This window comes from Pseudomaricurvus albidus (assembly GCF_018863235.1).
Taxonomy (GTDB): domain Bacteria; phylum Pseudomonadota; class Gammaproteobacteria; order Pseudomonadales; family Cellvibrionaceae; genus Pseudomaricurvus; species Pseudomaricurvus albidus.
In genome coordinates, this window is the sequence record NZ_JAHKRS010000002.1 from 617,945 (window position 1) to 640,865 (window position 22,921).

Annotated in this window: 18 protein-coding genes; 8 read left to right on the plus strand and 10 right to left on the minus strand. The window is 54.5% G+C overall.

Translation table 11 applies throughout. The features are described 5' to 3' along the window. Positions 1–24 precede the first annotated feature (24 nt). The 4 genes from rpoD to rpsU form a co-directional block, all read right to left on the minus strand. Entirely contained in the window at positions 25–1,863 is a 1,839-nt protein-coding gene (gene rpoD / locus KOI40_RS06175) for an RNA polymerase sigma factor RpoD (RefSeq protein WP_216096566.1), read from the minus strand. 159 nt (positions 1,864–2,022) lie between these two features. Further along, a complete protein-coding gene (dnaG, locus tag KOI40_RS06180) occupies positions 2,023–3,990 on the minus strand; it encodes a DNA primase (RefSeq protein WP_216096567.1) in 1,968 nt (655 codons plus the stop codon). 111 nt (positions 3,991–4,101) lie between these two features. After that, the gene (locus KOI40_RS06185; RefSeq protein ID WP_216096568.1) at positions 4,102–4,551 is read right to left on the minus strand and encodes a GatB/YqeY domain-containing protein; all 450 of its coding nucleotides are present in this window, start codon (positions 4,549–4,551) and stop codon (positions 4,102–4,104) included. Positions 4,552–4,820: 269 nt separating this feature from the next. Next, positions 4,821–5,036: a 30S ribosomal protein S21 gene (rpsU, locus tag KOI40_RS06190; RefSeq protein ID WP_167191856.1), complete on the minus strand. Its 216-nt coding sequence runs from the start codon at positions 5,034–5,036 to the stop codon at positions 4,821–4,823. A 311-nt stretch (positions 5,037–5,347) separates the two neighbouring features. Here rpsU and tsaD point away from each other — a divergent pair, with 311 nt between their 5' ends. Genes tsaD through folK form a run of 3 tightly spaced genes read left to right on the plus strand, consistent with a single transcriptional unit; the run spans position 5,348 to position 7,340 of the window. Then, positions 5,348–6,406 (plus strand): tRNA (adenosine(37)-N6)-threonylcarbamoyltransferase complex transferase subunit TsaD, encoded by a 1,059-nt coding sequence (tsaD, locus tag KOI40_RS06195; RefSeq protein ID WP_216096569.1) that lies wholly within the window; start codon positions 5,348–5,350, stop codon positions 6,404–6,406. 44 nt (positions 6,407–6,450) lie between these two features. After that, positions 6,451–6,828, plus strand: a complete 378-nt coding sequence (gene folB, locus KOI40_RS06200; RefSeq protein WP_216096675.1) for a dihydroneopterin aldolase — start codon at positions 6,451–6,453, stop codon at positions 6,826–6,828. Continuing rightward, entirely contained in the window at positions 6,828–7,340 is a 513-nt protein-coding gene (folK, locus tag KOI40_RS06205) for a 2-amino-4-hydroxy-6-hydroxymethyldihydropteridine diphosphokinase (protein WP_216096570.1), read from the plus strand. The genes folB and folK overlap by 1 nt, the downstream gene beginning before the upstream one ends. A gap of 55 nt (positions 7,341–7,395) precedes the next feature. On the opposite strand, the gene KOI40_RS06210 is transcribed toward folK, so the two are convergent. The 4 genes from KOI40_RS06210 to ettA all read right to left on the minus strand — a co-directional run bounded on the left by KOI40_RS06210 (position 7,396) and on the right by ettA (position 11,224). Continuing rightward, entirely contained in the window at positions 7,396–8,280 is an 885-nt protein-coding gene (locus KOI40_RS06210) for a hypothetical protein (protein ID WP_216096571.1), read from the minus strand. A 186-nt stretch (positions 8,281–8,466) separates the two neighbouring features. Then, a complete protein-coding gene (locus KOI40_RS06215) occupies positions 8,467–8,892 on the minus strand; it encodes an Hsp20/alpha crystallin family protein (protein WP_216096572.1) in 426 nt (141 codons plus the stop codon). A gap of 130 nt (positions 8,893–9,022) precedes the next feature. Further along, positions 9,023–9,391 carry a TraR/DksA family transcriptional regulator gene (locus KOI40_RS06220; RefSeq protein ID WP_216096573.1) on the minus strand — a complete coding sequence of 123 codons (369 nt, stop codon included), beginning with the start codon at positions 9,389–9,391 and terminating at the stop codon, positions 9,023–9,025. A gap of 168 nt (positions 9,392–9,559) precedes the next feature. Then, the gene (ettA, locus tag KOI40_RS06225; RefSeq protein ID WP_216096574.1) at positions 9,560–11,224 is read right to left on the minus strand and encodes an energy-dependent translational throttle protein EttA; all 1,665 of its coding nucleotides are present in this window, start codon (positions 11,222–11,224) and stop codon (positions 9,560–9,562) included. Positions 11,225–11,585: 361 nt separating this feature from the next. Between ettA and KOI40_RS06230 the strand changes: the two genes are divergently transcribed. The 3 genes from KOI40_RS06230 (at position 11,586) to KOI40_RS06240 (ending at position 16,462) form a co-directional block, all read left to right on the plus strand. Then, positions 11,586–13,781 (plus strand): putative bifunctional diguanylate cyclase/phosphodiesterase, encoded by a 2,196-nt coding sequence (locus KOI40_RS06230; protein ID WP_216096575.1) that lies wholly within the window; start codon positions 11,586–11,588, stop codon positions 13,779–13,781. Positions 13,782–14,075: 294 nt separating this feature from the next. Next, a complete protein-coding gene (locus KOI40_RS06235; protein WP_216096576.1) occupies positions 14,076–15,494 on the plus strand; it encodes an aldehyde dehydrogenase family protein in 1,419 nt (472 codons plus the stop codon). A gap of 167 nt (positions 15,495–15,661) precedes the next feature. Beyond that, positions 15,662–16,462 carry an alpha/beta fold hydrolase gene (locus tag KOI40_RS06240; RefSeq protein ID WP_216096577.1) on the plus strand — a complete coding sequence of 267 codons (801 nt, stop codon included), beginning with the start codon at positions 15,662–15,664 and terminating at the stop codon, positions 16,460–16,462. A 13-nt stretch (positions 16,463–16,475) separates the two neighbouring features. Here KOI40_RS06240 and KOI40_RS06245 read toward each other — a convergent pair whose 3' ends face one another. Then, positions 16,476–17,372: a DMT family transporter gene (locus tag KOI40_RS06245; protein WP_216096578.1), complete on the minus strand. Its 897-nt coding sequence runs from the start codon at positions 17,370–17,372 to the stop codon at positions 16,476–16,478. Positions 17,373–17,579: 207 nt separating this feature from the next. Between KOI40_RS06245 and KOI40_RS06250 the strand changes: the two genes are divergently transcribed. Then, the gene (locus KOI40_RS06250) at positions 17,580–18,590 is read left to right on the plus strand and encodes a 2-dehydropantoate 2-reductase (RefSeq protein WP_216096579.1); all 1,011 of its coding nucleotides are present in this window, start codon (positions 17,580–17,582) and stop codon (positions 18,588–18,590) included. Positions 18,591–18,751: 161 nt separating this feature from the next. Next, complete coding sequence (locus tag KOI40_RS06255) at positions 18,752–19,567, plus strand: alpha/beta fold hydrolase (protein WP_216096580.1); 816 nt, start codon at positions 18,752–18,754, stop codon at positions 19,565–19,567. A gap of 184 nt (positions 19,568–19,751) precedes the next feature. Here KOI40_RS06255 and KOI40_RS06260 read toward each other — a convergent pair whose 3' ends face one another. Next, positions 19,752–22,892, minus strand: coding sequence for an efflux RND transporter permease subunit (locus KOI40_RS06260; protein ID WP_216096581.1), 3,141 nt, complete (start codon positions 22,890–22,892; stop codon positions 19,752–19,754). Positions 22,893–22,921: the final 29 nt, after the last annotated feature.

Below are 22,921 nucleotides of genomic sequence, written 5' to 3' on the forward strand. Positions count from 1 at the left end.
CTGGCCAGTGGCAAATTACCGTCTTTATTGCTCGTCGATAAAACCGCGCAGGTGATCGGAGCGGGAAGGGTGACGCAGTTTGCGCAGAGCCTTGGCTTCGATCTGACGGATACGCTCACGGGTTACGTCGAACTGCTTGCCGACTTCTTCCAGAGTGTGATCAGTGTTCATGTTGATGCCGAAACGCATACGCAAGACTTTCGCTTCACGAGCGGTCAGGCCGGCCAGCACTTCTTTAGTGGCTTCTTCCAGACCCTGAGAGGTCGCGGACTCCACTGGAGAGGTGATGGTGTTGTCTTCAATAAAGTCACCCAGGTGCGAATCTTCATCATCACCGATGGGGGTCTCCATGGAGATAGGCTCTTTGGCGATTTTCAGTACCTTGCGAACCTTGTCTTCCGGCATTTCCATGCGCTCACCCAGTTCTTCCGGAGTTGGTTCGCGGCCCATTTCCTGAAGCATCTGGCGAGATACACGGTTCAGCTTGTTGATGGTTTCAATCATGTGCACCGGAATACGAATGGTGCGCGCCTGATCCGCAATAGAGCGGGTAATGGCCTGACGAATCCACCAGGTGGCGTAGGTCGAAAACTTGTAGCCGCGACGGTACTCAAACTTGTCTACAGCTTTCATCAGGCCGATGTTGCCTTCCTGAATGAGATCAAGGAACTGCAAACCGCGGTTGGTGTATTTTTTCGCAATGGAAATAACCAGACGAAGGTTGGCTTCAACCATTTCTTTCTTGGCGCGACGGGCGCGGGCTTCACCGATGGACATGCGGCGGTTGATCTCTTTGATCGCGGCCAGATCCAGTTGGGCTTCTTCTTCCAGCTGTTTCAGTTTGCGCTGTGAGCGCAGAATATCGTCACAAGCCAGTTTGATGGCATCCGAGTAATCGCGCTTTTTGGCGATCACGGTCGGGATCCAGTCTTCGTTGATCTCGTTGCCGGGGAATTCTTTGATAAAGGTCTTGCGCGGCATTTTTGCCTGACGAACACACAGCGTCATAATGCGGCGTTCTTCAGCGCGTACACGGTCGAGAACGCCACGGATGCGGCTGTACAGCGGGTCGAACTGACGCGGTGGCAATTTGAAAAACTTAAACACATCGCCTTGAGCGTCCAGAGCCTTGCCTGCCTGTTTGCTGTCGCGGCCATGTTTTTCAATGGCGCTGTTGGCGGCGGTCACGGCTTTGGTCAGCTCTTCGATACGAACCTTGGCTTCTTCAGGGTCGACGCCACCACTGTTCTCATCGTCTTCATCCGCAGCGTCATCGTCTTCAGCCGCTTCGGCTTTTTCTGCCGCGGCTTTACTTTGATCCAGAGCGGAAGGAACGTCTTCGGCGGGGTCGAGCCAACCGGCAATAACGTCCGGCATGCGGCGCTCTTCCTGCTCGATGAGGTTGTACTCATCGATGAAAGTTTGCACGGTGCCAGGCCAGTAGGACATGGCGTGCATCAGCTCGCGAGTGCCTTCTTCGATGCGCTTGGCAATGGCGATTTCGCCTTCGCGGGTAAGCAGTTCGACGGTGCCCATTTCGCGCATGTACATGCGCACCGGGTCAGTGGTACGACCGGCTTCAGTTTCCACGGCGGCCAGAGCGGCAGCGGCTTCGGCTGCAGCGATTTCATCGGCGGAGGAATCGCCATCGGCCATCAACAGGGTGTCCGCGTCGGGCGCGGTTTCAAACACCTGGATGCCCATGTCGTTGATCATCTGGATGATGTCTTCGACCTGATCCGGATCGGAAATGTCCTCGGGCAAATGGTCATTGACCTCGGAGTAAGTCAGGTAGCCTTGCTCCTTACCGCGTGCGATCAATTCTTTGATGCGAGACTGTTGCTGCTGAGCGTGTTCAGACATTCGAGACCCTGTAACTTGCTTGATGTTTAAAAGGCGGAAAACACGAAATTATAACGTATATATGGCGCCAGCATCCAGATATTCAAGCGTCTGGACCAGATTTTTACGCTTCAAGTACCGCTTGAGCTGTGAGCTCCGGCGATTTTCGGTCGTAAATCGTTAATCTTGGTGGCGATTCGGCGGTTGGCTGGCGTAGAACTGCCGGATCAGTTGCTTTTCTGACTCGCTTAACTCATTAAAGTTCTTGGAGCTGAGTTTTTCCATTTCCTGTTTTTGCTTTTGCTTGCCGAGCTGGCTTTCAATGCGGTTGAGGCAATCCAGGTATTCCTGCTGGGCGTTGTAGGGCCCGCGCTGGCGAGCATCGCTGAGAAGTTCAACCGTGGCCAGCTTGGCCAGCTCATCGCTGGCAGCAGCGCCTTTGCTGCCGCGCCAATGGCCCAGAATGCGCGGCAGGCTGTAGTTGGGTCGCTGCTTGAGAAAGGCGAGCAGTTCGGTGTACAGGGCCAGATCCGGGTCCGGGCTGTTGTGGATATTGGGAATGTCCGGCGTGAGCGGGATCAGTTCCGGGTGTTGCAGGACAATGGCACACAGCAATTTGCTCGGGGGAAGTTTGATCGGTCCCCGATAGCTGGTCTGAGGGCGTGTGCTGGTTACGCTCGCTGATGCTTGGGCAATGCGATCGTCCGCAGGGTAATCACGGCTGGCTGTCCAGTCGTCCTGTATGGGGGGCGGATTATGGTGTGCCTCGGCTTGTGTGTCCGGGTTGTAAGCCGGTGCCGCTCGGTGATGATCAGCCGTCTGGGGTTGGCTGACCTGAGCTTTTTCTTCGGGAGTGTTAACCAGCTCCATGAGTGTGTCCATGGGGAGGCCGGTGCGCTGGGCCAGGTTGGCGAACATCAGTTCCCGAAAAACGCCTGCTGGCAATTTGTGCAGCAGTGGTGCCGCGCGTTTGCTCAGTCGTGCCCGACCCTCCATGGACTGGATGTCGATACCGTCGGCGACGCTGTCAAACAGGAAGTCTTCCAGCGGTACTGCCAGTTCGACCATGTTGGAGAATTTCTCCGCGCCCACCTGACGTATCAGGGTGTCCGGGTCTTCGCCGTCGGGTAAAAACAGGAATTTAACCTGGCGGCCATCCTGCATGGCGCCCAGGCTGTTTTCCAGGGCGCGCTTGGCAGCGTTGCGGCCGGCCTCGTCGCCGTCGAAGCAGAACACCACTTCCTGAGTGTATTTAAAGGCAAGGGCGAGATGATCTTCGCCGCAGGCGGTACCCAGTGTGGCCACACCGTAGCGGATATCGAACTGTGCCAGCGCCACCACGTCCATATAGCCTTCCACGACCAGCAGTCGCGGCAGTTGGCGATAGGCCTGGCGTGCCTCGTACAGACCGTAGAGCTCCCTGCCTTTGTGGAATACCGGGGTTTCCGGCGAGTTCAGATATTTGGGTTTGTCGTCGCCCAGGACGCGTCCGCCAAAGCCGATCACGCGGCCGCGGGTGTCGCGGATCGGGAACATGATGCGATTGCGGAAGCGGTCGTAACGTCGACCGTCTTCCGGCCGTTCGATCAGCATGCCGCCTTCGGCCAGCAGGTGTTTGTCCTCTTCGGTCAGGCCGATGGCTTTTAGCAGGTTGTCCCAGCCCGGTGGGGCGTAGCCAATGCCAAAATCGCGGGCGATCTCGCCGCTCAGGCCTCGCTGCTGGAGGTAGTTGATGGCGTGTTGGCGGGCGGGGCTGTGTCGCAGTTGCTGGCGGAAAAACTGGTCGGTTTTTTCCAGCAGCTGGTAGAGGTTTTTGCGTTCCTGCTGGCGCGGTGAGTCGTTGCTTGCCTCGCGCGGCACTTCCAGGCCAACCATCTTGGCCAGCTCTTCCACGGCATCCGGGAAGCTCAGGCGGTCGTGCTCAAGCACAAACCCCAGTGCTGTGCCGCTGGCGCCACAGCCAAAGCAGTAATAAAACTGTTTGTCGGGGCTGACGGTAAAGGAGGGGGTTTTTTCTTCGTGGAAAGGGCAGCAGGCGCTGTAGTTTTTACCGGTCTTTTTCAGTTTGACACGGGCATCCACCACATCGACGATGTCGATGCGATCCAGAAGATCGTCGATAAATGTTTGGGGAATCAGGCCTGCCATGCACCGAGTTTACCGTGTCTGCGAGAGTTGGGGTAGCCGGGCTTGTCTGGGCACGTCGGGGAGTTCAGGTTGGCGGCGTCCGGTGTTTTGAGGGGCTGGCGCAGCCGGGCATTAACCCAGTTTGGATTTGACCAGCTTGCTCACGGCGCCCACGTCGGCACGACCTTGCACCTGAGGTTTTACCAGTCCCATCACTTTGCCCATGTCTCGCGGGCTTTCGGCGCCGCTGTCGGCAATGGCTTGAGTGATGATCTTGTCGAGCTCTTCATCGCTCAGGGCTTCCGGCAGGAATTCCTGAATAACGACCATTTCGGCGCGTTCGATATCGGCCAGCTCTTCGCGGCCTGCGTCGACATACTGGGTGATAGAGTCGCGGCGCTGCTTGCACATCTTGTCGAGAATCACCAGAAGACGTTCATCATCAACGTCCACTCGCTCGTCGACTTCAATGCGCTTGATTTCGGCTTGAATCATGCGAATGGTGCCCAGGCGCTCTTTTTCTTTCGCGCGCATGGCCGCCTTCATGGCATCTTTAAGCTGATCTTTCAGTGCAGTAGACACGTTTCGACTCTTAAGTTTTGGGTTATTCTGGCTGTAAAGCGGTTGGCAGCTTTGGCGCCAACGTTGCAGGAAGTACAGTGGCTTTCTAAAGCGTACTACACTACAGCGAACTACAGCTTTCAGTTCAACAATCTACAATCTTTTTCACACAGCTATGCCGCGAGCGGGCTCGCGGCATACGGTGAATTGCAAGCAGTTCGGGAAACCGGTTTGCCGGCGGTCCCGCTTACTGGCGGATCTTGCTCAGAAGATCCCGGGTCCAGTCGGTCTTAGTACAGACGCTGGAACTTGCGTGATTCGCGCTGAACCTTTTTAGCGTGACGCTTAACGGCAGCGGCAGCAGCACGTTTACGAACAGTAGTTGGCTTCTCGTAGAATTCGCGACGACGAACTTCAGCCAGAACACCGGCTTTTTCACATGAACGCTTGAAGCGACGCAGAGCAATATCGAATGGCTCGTTTTCTTTAAGTTTTACTGAAGGCATCTTTTTACCTGTTTAATAGTCAATTCACCGAGAGAATCATCATCTGACGGAAGTCCGGCCAGAGGGATGTTTCTCATAATCCAAGGGGCGCAAATTCTATACACTTCAATTTGAGACTGCAATACGAATATGTGGCTGAAATCGATGTTTTGGCTGGCTCTTGAGTCTCAGGCTGATTATTATGCCTGCTTTCCCGTGTCGGATTGGGCCACAAAACACCCAAAAACATCAAATTCCGACCGAAACGGCGGCGAAATCCGCTGTTTTAAGTTGGCGACATCCACCAGACAACCAAAAGTAGGCATCTGTACATGCGAGTATTGGGCATCGAGACCTCTTGCGACGAAACCGGCATTGCGCTGTATGACAGCGAAAAGGGACTGCTGGGGCACAGCCTCTTCAGCCAGATAGCGGTTCACAGCGAATACGGCGGTGTGGTTCCCGAGTTGGCCTCGCGGGATCATGTGCGCAAAACCCTGCCTTTGATCAATGAAGTGTTGGCCAGTAGCGGCCTGACCAAGCAGGATATCGATGCCGTCGCCTATACCTCGGGTCCCGGGCTGGTCGGGGCGCTGATGGTGGGTGCCTGCATTGGTCGTGCGCTGGCCTACGGCTGGAACGTGCCGGCGGTCGGGGTGCACCATATGGAAGGTCACCTGCTGGCGCCAATGCTGGAGGACACGCCGCCGGAATTTCCCTTTGTGGCTCTGCTGGTGTCCGGAGGCCATACCCAGTTGGTGCAGGTGGACGGCATCGGCCATTACTCCCTGTTGGGGGAGTCTCTGGATGATGCCGCTGGAGAAGCTTTCGATAAAGCCGCGAAAATGCTGGATCTGGATTATCCCGGTGGGCCGCAGGTGGCCAGACTGGCCGAGCAGGGTAATCCCGAGCGCTTTACGTTTCCGCGTCCGATGGTAGATCGTCCCGGGCTGGATTTCAGCTTCAGCGGGCTGAAAACCTTTACGCTGAACACTGTCGCGGAACACGCGCTGGAAGACGGCTTGCCGGACGATCAGACCTGTGCTGATATCGCCTGCGCGTTTCAGGAGGCGGTGGTGGACACTCTGGTGATCAAGTGTCGTCGCGCCTTGCAGCAAACCGGTTTTAAAACTCTGGTGATTGCCGGCGGGGTGTCTGCCAACACCCGCTTGCGTGAGCGTCTGGAAGCGGCGCTGGCCAAAATCGGCGCGAAGGTGTTTTATGCCCGCCATGAGTTCTGCACCGATAACGGCGCGATGATTGCCTACGCAGGCTGTCAGAGGCTGCTGGCGGGGCAGACAGAGGAGTTGGGGGTTTCGGTTACGCCTCGCTGGCCGCTGGATACATTGGAGCCGTTAGATGATCAGGCAGCGCCCGAATCGAACTCATGAGCGATCCTTCCTCTACCACCAAGACTGACCAGAGAGCCACATCCATGGACATCGTGTTTATCAACGACCTGCGTATCGACACCATCATCGGCATCTATGATTGGGAGCGTCAGGTGCGCCAGACGGTCAGTCTGGATCTGGAGATGTCCACAGACATCCGCAAGGCGGCAGAGACTGACGATATTCAATACGCCCTGAACTACAAGTCTGTCGCGATGCGATTGGTGGAGTTTATCGGCGGCAGTGAGTTCCAGCTGGTGGAAACCATGGCTGAGCAGGTGTGTGAGATTGTGCGGAAGGAGTTCGGTGTGGCCTGGGTGAAGTTGACCCTGAGAAAACCCGGTGCCTTGCGGGAATCCCGTGATGTGGGGTTGATCATTGAGCGTGGTGCCCGGGTACCGTCTGTGAGTGAGTCGCGCTGATGGCCCGGGTGTACCTCAGTCTGGGCAGTAACATCTCTCCGACGCAGTACATCTGTGCGGGGCTGGATGCGTTGGCCGATCAATTTGGCGAGTTGACGATATCACCGGTTTACGAAAGTGTGGCGGTGGGCTTTGACGGCGACAACTTTATCAATCTGGTGGTTGGAATCGATACGTCCCTGTCGGTGGGGGACTTGTCGGCCCGGTTAAAAGCGATTGAGGATGCCAACGGTCGCGTACGCAGCGGGCCTAAATACAGCGGCCGCACGCTGGATATCGATATCCTGACCTATGATGATCTCTGTGGCGTCGTGGATGGCGTTACTCTCCCGCGCGGTGAAGTGTTGCGCAATGCGTTCGTGTTGTTGCCTCTGTCTGAAGTGGCGCCGGATGACAAGCACGCCAGGAGCGGTGAAACCTTTGCGGCGCTCTGGCGCGATTATCAGCGTGATCAGAAGTTGTGGCGAGTGGACTTTTGCTGGCGGGAGCAGCAGATTTCGGTCGCGGAGTAACTCTGGTTTTTTCTCCAGTCGCTTCGTGTGAGTGACTCTCTTTTAGCCCCTGAGTTTAAAACAATCTGGACAGTCTCCAGATCACCGGCGTTCCCTCCAGTTTGTCCCGCACAACGTCCCTGAATGGTTTCCTGATTTGAAACAGGTCGAAGGTCAGATCGCAACAGAAGTTGATGTGTCTTCGGGGAATGTCGGTGGCCTCTCTTCGGGATACCGCGTGTATGGACTTTGGTGAGTTGATAAACAGCACTAACGTATTGGCTTGGTAGTGCCCCGTGTCGACATGGTTAATCTTGTCTGGTGAAATTTCCATCGGTGAGGCATCGACGCGAATGCTGTAGGCATCCGGATATTGCTGATCCGGGTTTTTCGCCTCTCCAATCAGCAGATCTCCTCCCCGTGAGTCGTCTTCAGGTTGACGGAAATAAAGCAGAGCAGCAAAGAGTTCCGAGGGCCTGTCGATATGGTAGCCCCGGATCTCTCGTTCATGCTGGGTGTAGTTGACATAAAACTGGCATTCCATCGATACGTCGGCACCTTTTGCCAATCGGTCAGCACGTCCACCGGGGCGCATACCAACGATGGCATCTTTCAGTGATTTGTTCAGTTTGCGTTCGATGTCTGGGTAGAGCGCATGAATTTGTTCGCCAAAAAGATCCAGTATTTCACCGAAAAAGTCAGTTGACGTGTGGTAGTGGAAGAAGTCGCGCCACAGAGCTGAAATGCTGTTGTCTTTAACGACTTTACAGGCGGGATAGTCATACCAGGTATCCTTCTTGGCCTTCCCATCCATGACCGTTTCTACCGGCGGTAAAGAAGACTGCAGTGTGTCAAACAGTTCCGGATCCAGAGCGTTTTCAATGATGATGTGCGGGTAGGGCGATGTTTTGATCTGGGCTTTTGCTGCGCGGGACAAAACGCTCAATGATTTGGGTGCCATGATCAATTCCTTGTGTTGGCTTTCCTGTCAATCCTAATGTTAGTGGCTATTCATACTGCTGGAAAGGTTGGTTAGCTTTTGCCTGATTGACTCGACGTTGTTGCGGGTGCTGGCGGTTGAGGGCTGGCAGAGGCGTCAGCGGTTGAATCCGGCGACTCTGCCAGCAGGCAGTTTGATGTTTGGGTTTTAGTGAATATCGATTTTGCGGCTGTTGTCCGGCTTGATTTCCGGCTTCGGGACAGTGAGAGTCAGGATGCCGTTTTTAAATTTGGCGTCGATATCTTCCTGTTTGACACCGTTACCCAAATTAAAAGTGCGAACAAATTTGCCGTAGCGCCTTTCCTGTCGAATTATGCGCCCGTCTTTTTCTTCCTTGTCTTCCTGGTGGCTTTCGGCCTGGATGCAGAGCACGCCGTTTTCCAGTGTGACTTCCACATCTTCCTTCTCGATGCCAGGCAATTCAGCACTGATGAGGTACTGATGTGCTTTTTCCCGGACCTCGACGCGGGGGGTAAAAGACGATTTTTGCTTGTCGCTTAAAAGATCCGGGGTTCGGAAACGGTCGAACAAATGATCAAAATCGAACATGGAGTTGCGTGGAATTAAACTCATATTGACCTCCCCTATTCTCTCTGTGGTGGATGAGCATAAAGAGTATAGAACAGCGTGTAATCCATGCATGCCAAGACAGGCTGGCCGGAGACAGTACGTTGAACCGTTGCTTCCGGCCGTTGTTCGTCAGTCAGTGCGTATTAGTAGCGCAGCGAATGCATAACTCGGTTTCAGGCAGGGCGCTGAGGCGTTGCTGGCCGATCAGTTTGCCGCAGTGACTGCAGACGCCGTACGAGTGATCCCCCAGCTTTTTCAGCACCTTGTGGATTTGCAGTAATTCCTGAGCGGTTTGACAGGCAATGCGTTCCAGAACTTCGTCGTTTTCTCTTTCCTGGGCCTGTTCTTCCCAGTCTGGATGGTGTTGCTGATGAAGGTCTGTTTCCAGGGCGGTGAGTCGTTGCGATAGTTCGGCCTGGCGGCGCAGCAAGTGCTTGCGGGCTTCAGCCTGCTGGTTTAAGAGAGGTTCCTGCCGATTCATAACAAATTCCTGCTTGCTCATGACATTCTTCTGATTTGAGGGTCAGTATGCACAGGGTTGTCGAGGGAGTTCTTGAGCTGGATCAAAAAAATCTCGAAACTCAAAAGGGTAGGGTTTAGAGAACAGAGGGGGCGGGGGGAGATAATCGGGGGAAGACAACCCCGGATAGAGGCCGGGGTTGTTTCGGAATCAGCTTTTCAGCTTTTTGTACTGCATGCGGTGCGGCTGTGCGTCTTCACCTTTGCGGGCTACCAGATCTTCGTGGTACTCCGTGTAGTTGCCTTCGAAGAACTCGATGTTGCCGTCGTCTTCATAGGCAAGGATGTGGGTGGCCACGCGATCGAGGAACCAGCGGTCGTGCGAGATCACCAGAGCGCAGCCGGGGAAGTTCAGCAGGGCTTCTTCCAGGGCGCGCAGAGTTTCCACGTCCAGATCGTTTGACGGTTCATCGAGCAGCAGTACATTGGCGCCCTGTTTCAGGGTGTGAGCCAGATGCAGGCGCCCGCGTTCACCGCCGGAGAGCTCGCCCACGCGTTTTTGCTGGTCACTGCCCTTGAAGTTGAAGCGACCGACATAAGAGCGGGAGCTGACTTCATAATTGCCGATGTGAATGATGTCCTGACCGTCAGAAATCTCTTCCCACACGGTTTTGTTGTCGTCCAGATTGTCACGGCTTTGTTCAACAAAAGCCACGTTGACGGTTTCCCCCAGCTCGACTTCACCGCTGTCCGGCTGTTCGATGCCGGCAATCATGCGGAACAGGGTGGATTTACCGGCACCGTTAGCACCCACGATTCCGACGATGGCACCTTTTGGAATACTGAAGCTCAAGTCTTCAATCAATACGCGGTCGCCAAAGGTCTTGGTGACGTTGTGGAAATTGATGACTTTGTCGCCCAAGCGCTCGCCGGGTGGAATGTAAATCTCGTTGGTCTCGTTGCGGGTCTGGAACTCTTGAGACTGCATCTCTTCAAAACGCGCCAGACGGGCTTTGTTCTTGGCCTGACGGCCTTTCGGGTTTTGGCGAACCCATTCCAGCTCGGCCTTGATGGCTTTCTGGTGAGAGGCTTCCGAGCGCTGTTCCTGCTCCAGACGGGCTTCTTTCTGCTCCAGCCAGCTGGAGTAGTTGCCTTCATAAGGAATGCCACGACCGCGATCCAGTTCCAGAATCCAGCCGGCGGCGTTGTCGAGGAAGTAGCGATCGTGGGTAATGGCCACCACGGTGCCCGGGAAGTCCACCAGGAAGCGTTCCAGCCAGTAGACACTCTCGGCGTCGAGGTGGTTGGTTGGCTCGTCCAGCAGCAGCATGTCAGGGCGTGACAGCAGCAGGCGGCAGAGGGCAACACGGCGGCGTTCACCACCGGACAGTTTGGTGACATCGGCGTCCCAGGGCGGCAGGCGCAGGGCGTCGGCGGCCGCTTCCAGTTTGTGATCCAGATTGTGGGCGTCCCAGGCCTGGATAATGTCTTCCAGTTGGCCCTGTTTCTTGGCCAGAGCGTCGAAATCGGCATCGGGCTCAGCGTAGTCTGCGTAAACCTGATCCAGTGCGGCCAGGGCATCCAGAGCTTCGCGGACACCGTCTTCTACATTGCCGCGCACGTCTTTTTCGGGATCGAGCTGAGGTTCCTGCGGCAGATAGCCGACTTTGATACCAGGCATGGCGCGAGCTTCACCGTTAATGTCGGTGTCGATGCCGGCCATGATGCGCAGCAGGGTGGACTTACCGGAGCCGTTCAGGCCCAGAACGCCAATTTTGGCGCCGGGAAAGAAGGACAGGGAGATGTCTTTAAGGATTTCGCGTTTGGGCGGGACGACCTTGCCCACTCGGTTCATGGAATAAACGTACTGTGCCATATGGCTGGAAACCTCAGTGCGAGTTAAAAAAATGGAACAGGTGTCTGGCGGTTACAACCGGGACACCGTCAAGTGGGCGCAAGTGTGAGAAAAAGCAGCGTCCTAGTCAATGGCAGATACGCAAGTGGGCCCCGTTGCCCGGATCAGTTAGATCGTATTGTTGTATGCCGAAAGCTGATCTAGATGAGTTTTCAATAATGAGTGGGATCCTGCCCCGGCGGGCCGTTCTCTTTCTATACTTGAGCCAGAATTATAGTGCTTGTCTCGGTTTTTGAGAGCAAAACAGGCCGTAAACCCATAATGAGTGCGAGCCGCCGCGAGCGGTCATAAGCACCTGACAATCAGAGGCGGGGGAGGACGGGTGATCCAGGAGCAGCCGCAGAGCAGCAACGTCATTGAGTCGAATCTGGGCAGTCGCTTGCTGGAACAGATGGCTGATCGTCTCAGCGATCTCGTTTTGGGGGTCAATCTCGACGGTTCTCTTTACTACGTCAGTCCTTCGGTGGAGCAGTTGCTGGGCTACAGCAACCTGGTGTTTCAGCGTCTCTATAATCAGGCGCTGGAGTATCAGGAATTGAGCTGTCATGACGATCAGCGTTTTTCGGTCTTGCAGCGGTATTTGCAGCGCCAGCTGGCCACCTTGTCCACGGTTCCTCCTGAGGATACTTCACAGCGATCAGCAGAAGGCCTCCATCGGGGCGAACACGAAGAAGCGACATCGGAGGTGTTACAGGTCTCGCACCGGGACGGGTTTCGGGTTTCGTTGAATCTGCAGGTAGTACCGCTTGTAGGGCGAGACGGGGTGCCAGAGGGGCTGATTTGTATCGGCTGTGATGTGGGGACGCGAAAGCACAGTTCCGAGGCCATGGCGCTGGCAATGAAGGTGTTTGAAAACAATCTCACTGCCATCTACATCACCAACGCACAAGGAGCCATCGTTCAGGCCAATCAGGCGTTTGTGCGCTTGACCGGATACAGCCTGGATGAGGTGATCGGTGAGTCACCCCGGTTGATGGATGTTAACCGCTACACCCAATCCTATTTCCAATCCATCCATGACAATCTGGAGCGCAAGGATTTCTGGGAGGGGGAGATTCAGCATCGTCGCAAGGACGGACGGGTGTTTCCCGCCTGGGTCGCCATATCGGTGTTGCGGGATCACAATCGCAAGGTGGTCAACACCATCAGTTATTTTTCCGACATTACCGAAAAGAAACACAGCGATACCCTGATTCACCGGCTGGCCTATTTTGATTCCCTGACCGGCTTGCCCAATCGCACATTGCTGAGGGATCGCCTGAAGCAGTCTACTGCTCGGGCCCGGCGCGCAGGGCAGCAGGTGGCCTTGCTGCTGCTGGATCTGGATCACCTCAAGCAGGTTAACGACCGTTTTGGTCATGCCCTGGGGGATTCCCTGCTGCAGCAGGTCGCGCAGCGGTTGCAGGATTGTGTTCGGGATGAAGATACGGTGGCTCGGGTGGGCGGTGATGAGTTTGCTGTGTTGGTCTCAGGCTTGGCGGATCGAGTTCAGGCGGTAACGGCCGTTGCGCGATTGTCAGAGACGATTTGTCATCGACTGACCCAGTCTTTCACAGTCGGTGCCGAACAGATTGATATTGGTGTTCGTGCCGGTATTGCCTTTTACCCGGCGGATGGCAGTGAGGCGGATACATTGCTGAGAAATACAGATACAGCGCTCTATCACGCGAAAACTGTGGAAGGACGGCACTACTGTTTCTACAACAAGGCCATGAATGCCAAAGTGGAAGCTCGCGCCCAGCTGGAACGGGAGTTCCGGCAAGCGATGAAATTGCAGTCGAAAGCACCTCAGTTTGAACTGGTCTATCAACCCATTTTGGGGGCGGATGATGGCAAGACCCATGCGGTAGAGGCGTTGGTGCGCTGGCAGCATCCAGAGCGCGGAATGCTGTTGCCAAAGGACTTTCTGTCTATTGCCGAAAGTACCGGTTTGATTCGCTCGCTGGGTGATTGGGTGTTGCGACAGGCCTGCAGGCAGTGGCTGTTATGGCGGGATCAGGGCGTACCCGTTGGTCGTGTCGCGGTGAATGTATCCAGAGGTCAGTTTGAAGGTGGTCATTTGCTCCGAGCCCTGCGGGATATCATGCAGGCCTATGCGATTCCCGCCGGTGTTTTGGAGCTTGAGCTGACAGAAGAGACGCTGGCTTGTCAGCGGTTGCGGATTGCAGAAACACTGGACGAGATCCGTCGTTTGGGGGTGAGTGTGTCTCTGGATGACTTTGGTACCGGTTACTCTTGTGTGCAGCAGATGAAACGACTGCCGGTGGATAATCTAAAAGTCTCTCGCAGTTTTATGGAGGCGCTGCCTGCCCACGAGGATCAGTGTGCCATCCGGGCAATCGTTGCACTGGCCCGGAATCTGGACATGAAAGTGATTGCCGAGGGTGTCGAAACCCCCATGCAGCTGGAGTTTGTTCAGCAGCTGGAGTGTGACGAGGTGCAGGGTTTTTTCCTGAGTCGGCCAGTGTCGGCACAGGAAATTCTCAGTGTGGGTGATGAGATGGGCCAGGCGATCTGACCGTTACGGACGTTAAACCGGGGGTTGTGCAATTTTGACGACCCTGGACTCAATAGACAAAGGGCTGGTTCAGTGCAGTCTGATTCCGCAATATTGTCCATTTGGTGAGCAATATAATCAATTGGCGCTTGGCCGCCAACCGCCTATCGTGGTCTGGATAAGAAAGAACTCACGTAGATTCATACATAAATCCAATAAGTTAGGAAAAATCATAAACAAGCTGTTGGATCCGGCTTCTGTCCGGGTATTCACGGCGTTTTATGAGCGATAGCTTACAGATTGAGAGGAATACTCATGGCCCTTGAAAAGCCAATTGCCAATACCGATGAAGCCCGCGAAATTGCGGCCATGGTTGCCAGAGCCCGTGCGGCTCAAGCTCAAATAGAGAATTACACCCAGGAGCAGATCGACGAACTGATCACTGCCATGGTATGGGTTAACTGCCGTCCAGGCGTGGCTGAGAAAATTGCCCAGCACACCGTGGATGAAAGCCAGTTGGGGGACTACAACGGCAAGTTTTTGAAGATTTCAGTCAAGACCCGCGCTGCGCTGATGGACATCATCAACGACAAGTCAGTGGGGATTATTGAAGAAGACAAAGAACGCAATATCATCAAAATCGCCAAGCCCGTGGGTGTGATTGGTGCGTTGTCACCGTCCACCAACCCGGAAGCTACTCCGGTGATCAAGGCGATCAACGCCGTCAAAGGTCGCAATGCCATCATCATCGCGCCACACCCGCGCGCCAAGATCACCAACAAAATGATCGTGGATAACATGCGTGCTGCGCTGGAGAAACTGGGTGCGCCGGCTGATCTGGTTCAGGCGATTGAGTTGCCTTCTCTGGAAGGAACCAATGAGCTGATGAAACAGTGCGATCTGATTTTGGCTACTGGTGGTCCGGCGATGGTTCATTCCGCATACTCTTCCGGAACTCCGGCATTGGGTGTGGGCGCCGGTAACGCTTGTATTACCGTTGATGAGACGGCCGACCTGGACGAAGCGGCAGAGAAAATCCGCATTTCCAAAACTCTGGACCTCGCTGCCAGCTGCTCTTCCGACAACACCGTGATCGCAGTTGAGTCTGTCTACGATGAGTTGCTGAACAAACTCATCGAGCAGGGCGGTTATCTTGCCCAGGCTGGTGACTACGAGAAAATCGCGGCCGTGCTGTGGGAAGATGGCCACCTGAACACTAAGGCGGTTGTTAAAGCGGCGCCGGTACTGTGTGAAATGGCGGGCATCGAGATTCCTTCTGATCGCACTTTTATCATCATGCCAGAAACCGGTTATGGCCCTGAGCATCCGTATTCCGGTGAGAAGCTGTCTGTGATCATGGCGTTCTACAAAGTGAAAAATATTGATGAGGCGGTCGAACTGACCAACAATATTCAGGCTTATCAGGGAATGGGTCACTCGTGCGGTATCTACTCCAACAGCGACGAGAACATTCTCAAACTGGCTTCCGGTACCAAAACGTCCCGAGTGATGGTGAACCAGCCACAGGCGGCTTCCAACTCAGGTAACCTGTGGAATGGCATGCGCCAGACTTTCTCTCTGGGTTGTGGTACCTGGGGTGGCAACAGCACCAACGAGAACATCTACTGGAAGCATCTGGTGAATGTGACCTGGGTGTCCAAGCCGCTGGATACACCAAAAGTGATTCCGTCGGACGAAGAACTGTTTGGCGCGGTAATGGACAAACTGAACTGATCGAACTTCGGGTCAGACTGTGACCCTCTGATGACTGCTTTTGAGAAAGCCCGTCTGCGAATCACCGGCGGGCTTTTTTTGTTGAATTCACACCCATTGAATCTGGCCTGTCGCAGAGGGGCGCTATAGAATGATCCGACTTGAAAGCGGTTAAGAGGTATTTGGCGGTGGCAATCACGGATTATTTTGAGGTGAGCGGTAGCGGTGAGCCGATTGTGTTTATTCACGGTTCTTTTGCAACCACATCCACCTGGAAAACCATGGTTAAAGCGCTTTCGGATCGCTTCCTTTGCATTACTGTCAAGCTGCCTGGACACGGCGGCGCTCCTGCCGCTGATGACTTCAGTGAGCCCACCATCAACACCGAAGTGGATATCCTGGCGCAGGTGGTTGAGCACTTGCAGTTGGGCGCCATTCATCTGGTTGCCCATTCTTACGGTGGTGTCGTTGCCTTGTCTGCGGCTTTGAGTGGTCGCATTCCCTTGCGGGCACTGACCCTCTATGAACCGGTCGCCACCTGGATTTTTGCTGTTGCAGGAAAGACTGAAGCAGAACAGGCTGTCGCTAAGTTCGTTGCGGGATATCGTCAGGCCGTACTGGACGAGGAGCCCTATGCTTGCCGCAGGGTTCTCGATTTCTGGGGGGGTGAAGGGCAGTTCGATTTGTTGCCGGACTTTATCAAAGACGGCATGGTTCCTCTGACAGAGGATAATCTCAGACACTGGAGCTTGTGTCAGACACTGCGTTACAGCACAGAGAGCCTGTCTAAGCTGCCCGTTCCGACAAGGATCGTTTGTGGAGACCAGTCCAATCCACTGGTGCGGCAAATCGCCCAGTGCCTGAAGGACCAGCTGCCGAATTCAGCCACCGGCGAGATTGCCGGTGCCAGTCATTTTCTGGTGACCAGTCACACGCAGGAATGTCTGGCATTTGTCGAGCAGCAGGAAGCCGCGCTGGGTCGTGGCTGAGCTTTAGACGCTATTACCAGCGCCGCATCCGAATCAGCTGGAACACCACAATGGCGGCAAAAATCAATCCACAGCCGGCCCATTGATTGGTCTGCATGGCTTCGTTCAGAACGACCACGCCCAGCAGCGTCGTCCATACAGGTTCCAGCACCAGAATCATGCCGGCATTGGTTGCCGACGTGAATTTCATGGCATAGATTTGCAGTGAAAAACGCACTAATGAGGTCAGTAGCGCGCAGGTCATAATCCAGCCCCAGGCCGTCAGTCCCCAGTCCAGTGTGAACGGTTCCTGATTGTATTCAGCGGCGATCAATGCGGCCCCGCAACCAATGATCCCTACCGTGGTCAATTGAATGGCTGTCAGTGGCATGGCGGCAATGTTAGCCACGTGACGAGAGGTCATCACAAATTGCAGAGCAAAAACGACGGCAGCAGCCAGCAGGTAAATATGGGACGTTTCCAGTTTTACCTCATCTCCCAGAGTTAGCAATGCCAGGCCCGTAACGGCCATCGCCAGCGGCAGCAGCACCTGCTTAGAGATTCGGTCGCCGTAAACGATACGGCCCACCACCGGAATCAATATGACCACCAGACTCGTAATAAATGAGGCTTCGCCCACTTGCTCACTGTGAAGTAAGCCTTGTACCCACAACAGCAACGCGACCGCAAACAGCAGGCCAGTTTTGATGGAGGTAATCCACTGAGCAGGTGTCAGCTTCATCAGGGGGCGGTAGACGATGAGTCCCAGTAAAACACCGGCAATCAATGAGCGCAGCCCGATAAACCAAAAAGAAGGCACGTAGTTCAGGGCGGCTTTAGAGAACAGCCAGCCGACGGCGGCAATGAGCGTGACCAGGATCAGTATTCCGTCACCTTTGAGTCTGTTGGGCATGGTGGTTGCGTCGGACATAAGCATCCTTAAGTTGACGTCGGATTTGAAGACGTCAGCGGTGTTTTTCGAGAGGGCGGCTATTATAGGACTTATGCCGGTAGAAACACGATACCTGATTGGCAGGAGAATATGGATCCTGTCCTGGGCAAGTGTAATCTGCATGACAGTCTTTTGGCGGTAAATTCGCTGTAATAGTGCTGAATTTAATAACAATAAGGTGGTTGAATGGAGCGTATAGAATCCGAGCATGTAGTTTTTGGTGCAGGTCTTGTGGGGGGCTTTCTGGGAGCGGCCTTGATGGCCTCGGATCAATCTGTGGGCTGGGTGGTGCGTGAGGCCACTCGAAAAAAGCTGCAGAGCGGGCTGAAAATTACCGACTACCACGACAATGAGGCCACCGTTACAGATTTACAGTTTGTGACGCCAAATCCCGAAGGGCTTTTTGATGTACCGGCCCCCCGTTATCTGTGGCTGACGGTCAAATGTACGGCGCTGGATGCAGTATTGCAGGAAATCAAATCGCTGGTCGGGCCTGAGACGATCATCATCTGTTTGCAAAACGGACTGGGTGCCGAAGATCAGGTACAGCAGGCTTTTCCGAATCACACCGTGATTCGCGGCGTGATGGCTGCCAATGTGGCTGAGCTCCAGCCGGGTCATCTCCATCGCGGTACTCAGGGCGGTATTATGCTGCCCAAACAGTCGGAAACCGAGGCTCTGGTGCCGGCGTTTCAGCAGCCTGCCTTGCCGTTACGGCTGCTGGACGACCTCACCGGGCTGTTGTGGGCCAAGCTGCAACTGAACCTCAATAACCCCATTAATGCTCTGGCGGATATCACGCTCAAACAGGAGCTGGATCAGCGGGATTATCGCCGTGTGTTGGCGGCGGCGATGGAAGAGCTTCTCTCTGTGGCCAAGGCCAAAGCAATTGAATTGCCGCAACTGGGGCCTCAACCACCCCATCGAACCCCCAAATTATTGAGGCTTCCCAACTGGATCTACCGTCGGGCCGGGCACAAGGTAGACGCCAAAGCCCGCTCTTCCATGTGGCAGGACCTGAAAGAGGGTCGGCAGACTGAAATCGATTTTCTCAATGGTGCGGTGGCCCGTTTGGGAGAAGAATTGGGAGTGGCCTGTCCGGTCAATCAGGCTTTGACACAACTGATCCACGACGTCGAAGCGGGTAAACGTGCGCGCGGCATTGGTGCCAGAGAACTGTGGGATCTGGTTTCCTGACTCGGGCGAATTAATATAAACGGGCTTTCGCGAAGCACTCATTGTCTGTTGTTGTCTTGTTCCAAACTCTATGATGTTAACGCCTCAATAATCAGCCTATGGAATGGCAGAGGCATAACTGAAAACCTGATCGGGCCGAGGGAGAAAAAGAGGGAAATACTATGGCAGATGACAATAAAGAAAACGCTCCGGCTAAAAGAGCACCGGACATAGCCGGACGAGTGGCTTCGTTTGATGGTGTTGAAATTTTTTATCAGTGGTGGGAGGGCAAGCAATCACTTCGGCCGGTAGTGTTGTGTCACGGTTTCGTCGCCGATGCCAATGGTAACTGGGTGATGCCAGGAATTGTCGCTGGTCTGGTGGCTCAGGGACACAGCGTGTTGGCGATGGATGCCCGGGGGCATGGCCAGTCGGATAAGCCCCACGAGCCGGAATGTTATGGCGAAAGTAAAATGGCCCAGGATTTAAAGGTGCTATTGGATGAGTTGCAGATCGCTGAAATTGATCTGGTGGGGTATTCCATGGGCGCTGTGGTCTCATTGATTTTTGCCAGCCAATATCCATGTGTGCGTCGGCTGGTAATCGGCGGTGTCGGCTACGCCGTGGTTGAGTTGGGTGGCGTGGATACCAGAGCCCTGTCTAATGGTTTGCTGGTTGAGGCTTTACTGGAGGATGATCCTTCAAAAATAACCGATAAGGATGCCGCTGGCTTTCGTGCATTTGCTGATGCCTTAAAAGCGGATCGCAAGGCGTTGGCAGCTCAGGCTCAGTCCATGAACAATCAGGCCATCGCTTTGGGTAACATTGATTGCCCGACGTTGTTGCTGGCAGGCGACAAGGATCACCTGGCTCAGCGTCCTGACGTTTTGCAGAAGGCTATTGCCCGATCGGAGTTGTCGGTCATTGATGGCGATCATTTATCGATTCTGGGGCACCCGGAGTTTCAGTCGGAATTGCTCAGTTTTCTCGAAAGTTGATCCGCTCACATCTCGACGACAAAATCACGTTGCCAGCTAAACGACAAAATACAAAGGCTCGCTACACTCGAGGATTGTTCTGAGTGCGGCGGGCCTTTTTATTTCAATTCAAGATAATCAGTTGCACCAGGCTGTTGGCGTAAGTATTTCTCAGAAGTGTAAGTGTTGCTCAGAGATGTAAGTATTACTCAGGGGCGTTGGTTTTCCCTCCATGTACTTTTTCCCGAAGGGTTTGCAGCAGTTTAAAGAAAATCGGCACCAGCAGTGTGCCGCCAATGACACCGGCGATGGTTCCGCCGAAGATTGACAGCCCCAGGGAAACCCGCGCTGCCGCGCCGGCACCGCTGGCGATCACCAGAGGGAAGACGCCTACCAGAAAAGACAGGGCGGTCATGGCCACGGGACGGAAGCGCAAGCGAGCGGCTTCAACGGTGGCCTCCTGCAGGCTTTTGTTGTCCACTTCCCTTTGATATTTGGCAAATTCCACAATCAGGATGGCGGTCTTTGCCGACATGCCAATCAGCAGTACCAGCCCGATCTGACCATAAAGACTGAGCGGTGTGTTGGTCACTAACAGACCGATCAAAGCGCCAATCATGGCAATGGGCACAGAAAGAATGATGGCCACAGGGATGGTCATGGATTCATAAAGCGCTGCCAGAAACAGGTAGGTAAACAGCAGCGACAACACCAGGGCAATGGGCGCCATATTGCCGGATTTACGTTCTTCATAGCTGGAGCCGGTCCAGTCAAAACGGTAGCCGGCAGGGAGGTGTTGTGCGGAGATGGCGTCGAGAGCATTCATGGCATCGCCTGAGCTGAATCCCTCCGCGGCGTTGGGGCTGCCGTTAATGATTGCAGAGTCATAGGTGTTGTAGCGGTAGAGAATATCTGCCCCCTGATCCGGCACGGTTTTAACAAAAGCACTCATCGAAACCATTTCGCCGTTGGCATTGGCAATAAACAGATTGGCCAGATCGTTTTCTGTCTGCCGGTATTGGGCATCGGCCTGCACCATCACCCGATAGGTCTGACCAAAGAGATTAAAATCGTTAACGTAATAGCCACCCAGCTGGGTTTGCAGTGTCTGAAAAATATCGCTGATGGAAATGCCCAGCGTTTTGGCTTGTTCGCGGTCAATTTCGAGTTCTATTTGAGGGTAGTCTGCTCTGAATGTCGAAAACGCTCCGCTAATTGCCGGTGAGCCGTTTATTTTCAGCACCATGTCGTTCAGTGTTTCAGACATCTGCTGTGCGCCCTGACTTTGAGTGTCAAGCAACACATAGGTGAAGCCGGATACGGCACCCATACCGGGCAGGGCGGGTGCACTGAATACCGTGACGCGGCCGCCGGGAACCTGGCTCAAGAGAGCCTTGTATTTCTGTTGCAGTGCGAACTGATGTTCTGACGGATGCTGACGCTCTTCCCAGGGCTTCAGTTTGACAATGATCATGCCGGCGTTGGGTTGCAGAGCAGTATTTAACACGCTGTAGCCGTTAACAGACAGAATGGTTTCGATGGCGGGGTCGCCTTCGAGTTTGCTGTAGAGTTTGTCCATGTATTCCGATGTGCGGTTGAGGGAGGCTGCAGGAGGCAGTTGCACCTCCACCATAAAAAAGCCCTTGTCTTCATCGGGGATAAAACTGGTAGGCACCAGTTTGAACAGCAGAATCAATACCGCAAACAGCCCAACAATCAGGGCAGAGCTGACTAACAGATGAGAAGCGAGCCAGGACACCAGTTTGACATAGCCCTGGGTGATTTTGCTGAACAGGGCATTAAATCCGCGGATTAATGGATTGGGTTTGTGTTCATGATCAACCGGTTTCAGCAGCAAAGAGCAAAGTGCCGGGCTCAGGGACAGTGCGTTGATCATGGAGATGATGACGGAGACAACCAGGGTGATGCCAAACTGCGCAAACATTTCTCCGGTGATGCCGGGTAACAGAATGGTGGGGCCGAACACCGCGAGCAGCACGGTGGAGGTGGCAAAGATCGGCGCCGCGACTTCACGCATGGCCTGTTCGGTGGCCGGTCGGGCTTCCATGCCTTCGTCGTGCATCAGCCGTTCAACGTTTTCCACCACAATGATCGCGTCATCCACCACCAGACCGATAGCCAGAATCAGGGCGAACAGTGTGACGGTGTTGATGGTCAGCCCGAGCAGTTGCAGGGCCGCCAGTGTGCCAATGATGGAAACCGGTACCGCGATGGTGGGAACCAGTGTGGCGCGGATACTGCCGAGAAACAGGTAGGTTACGAAAATCACCAGGGCAATGGTGAATAACAGTGTGAGTACTGTCTCCTCCATCGAAGCTTTGATAAACAGGGTGGTATCGTGCCCGATAATATAGTCAGCGCCTTCCGGGAAAAACTGTTTCAGTTCGGCCATTTTTTCCCGCACTGCGTTGGCGACTTCCAGGGAGTTGGCATCCGACAGTTTGTAAACTGCGATCAGCGTGCCGGGTTTGTTGTTGAATTCCCCGAAACCTTTGTACACCTCTGCGCCCAATTCCAGCCGCGCGACATCTTTCATGCGCAGGATGGCTCCCTGCGGGTCGCTGCGCAGAATAATGTTGCCGAATTCCTCTTCTGAAACCAGGCGGCCTTTGGTTTTCAGAACATACTGGAATTGCGTCTCGGGCGGGTTGGGCGCTGCGCCCAATTGTCCTACCGCAGCCTGAAGGTTTTGTTCCTGAATGGCGGCGATTACCTGTTTGACCGAAATTTTATTGTTGGCCAGCTTGACCGGGTCGAGCCAGACACGCATGCCATAATTCAACTCGCCAATGATGGACGCTTCGCCGACACCGGCGATACGTCCCAGTTCCGAGGTAATGTTGAGGCTGGCGTAGTTGGAGAGAAACACACCGTCGAAGCGATCGTCCGGTGAAAATACACTGACCACCATCAGAATATCGGATGACATTTTGCGGACCTTGATGCCACGCTTGATGACATCCTGGGGCAGTTGTGGTTCAGCCAGTGCCACGCGGTTCTGAACATCTACCTGTGCCATGGAGGCATCGGCACCGGTTTCAAACGTAACGGTCAGGGTATAGCTGCCGTCACTGGCCGATTTCGATTGCATGTAAACCATACCCTCGGCGCCGTTGACCTGTTCTTCAATCGGGCCGGCCACGGTCTCTTTCACTACAGCGGCGCTGGCTCCGGGATAATTGGCGACTACTTTGATCTTGGGCGCGGTGATGTCAGGGTATTGGTCGATGGGCATGACAATGGCTGCCAGAAGACCAAAAATGGTAATCAGAATGGAGATCACAAACGCAAAACGCGGACGCCGGATGAAAAACTGTGGTCCCATAGAAGGGCTCCAGAGGTCAAAGGTTCAGG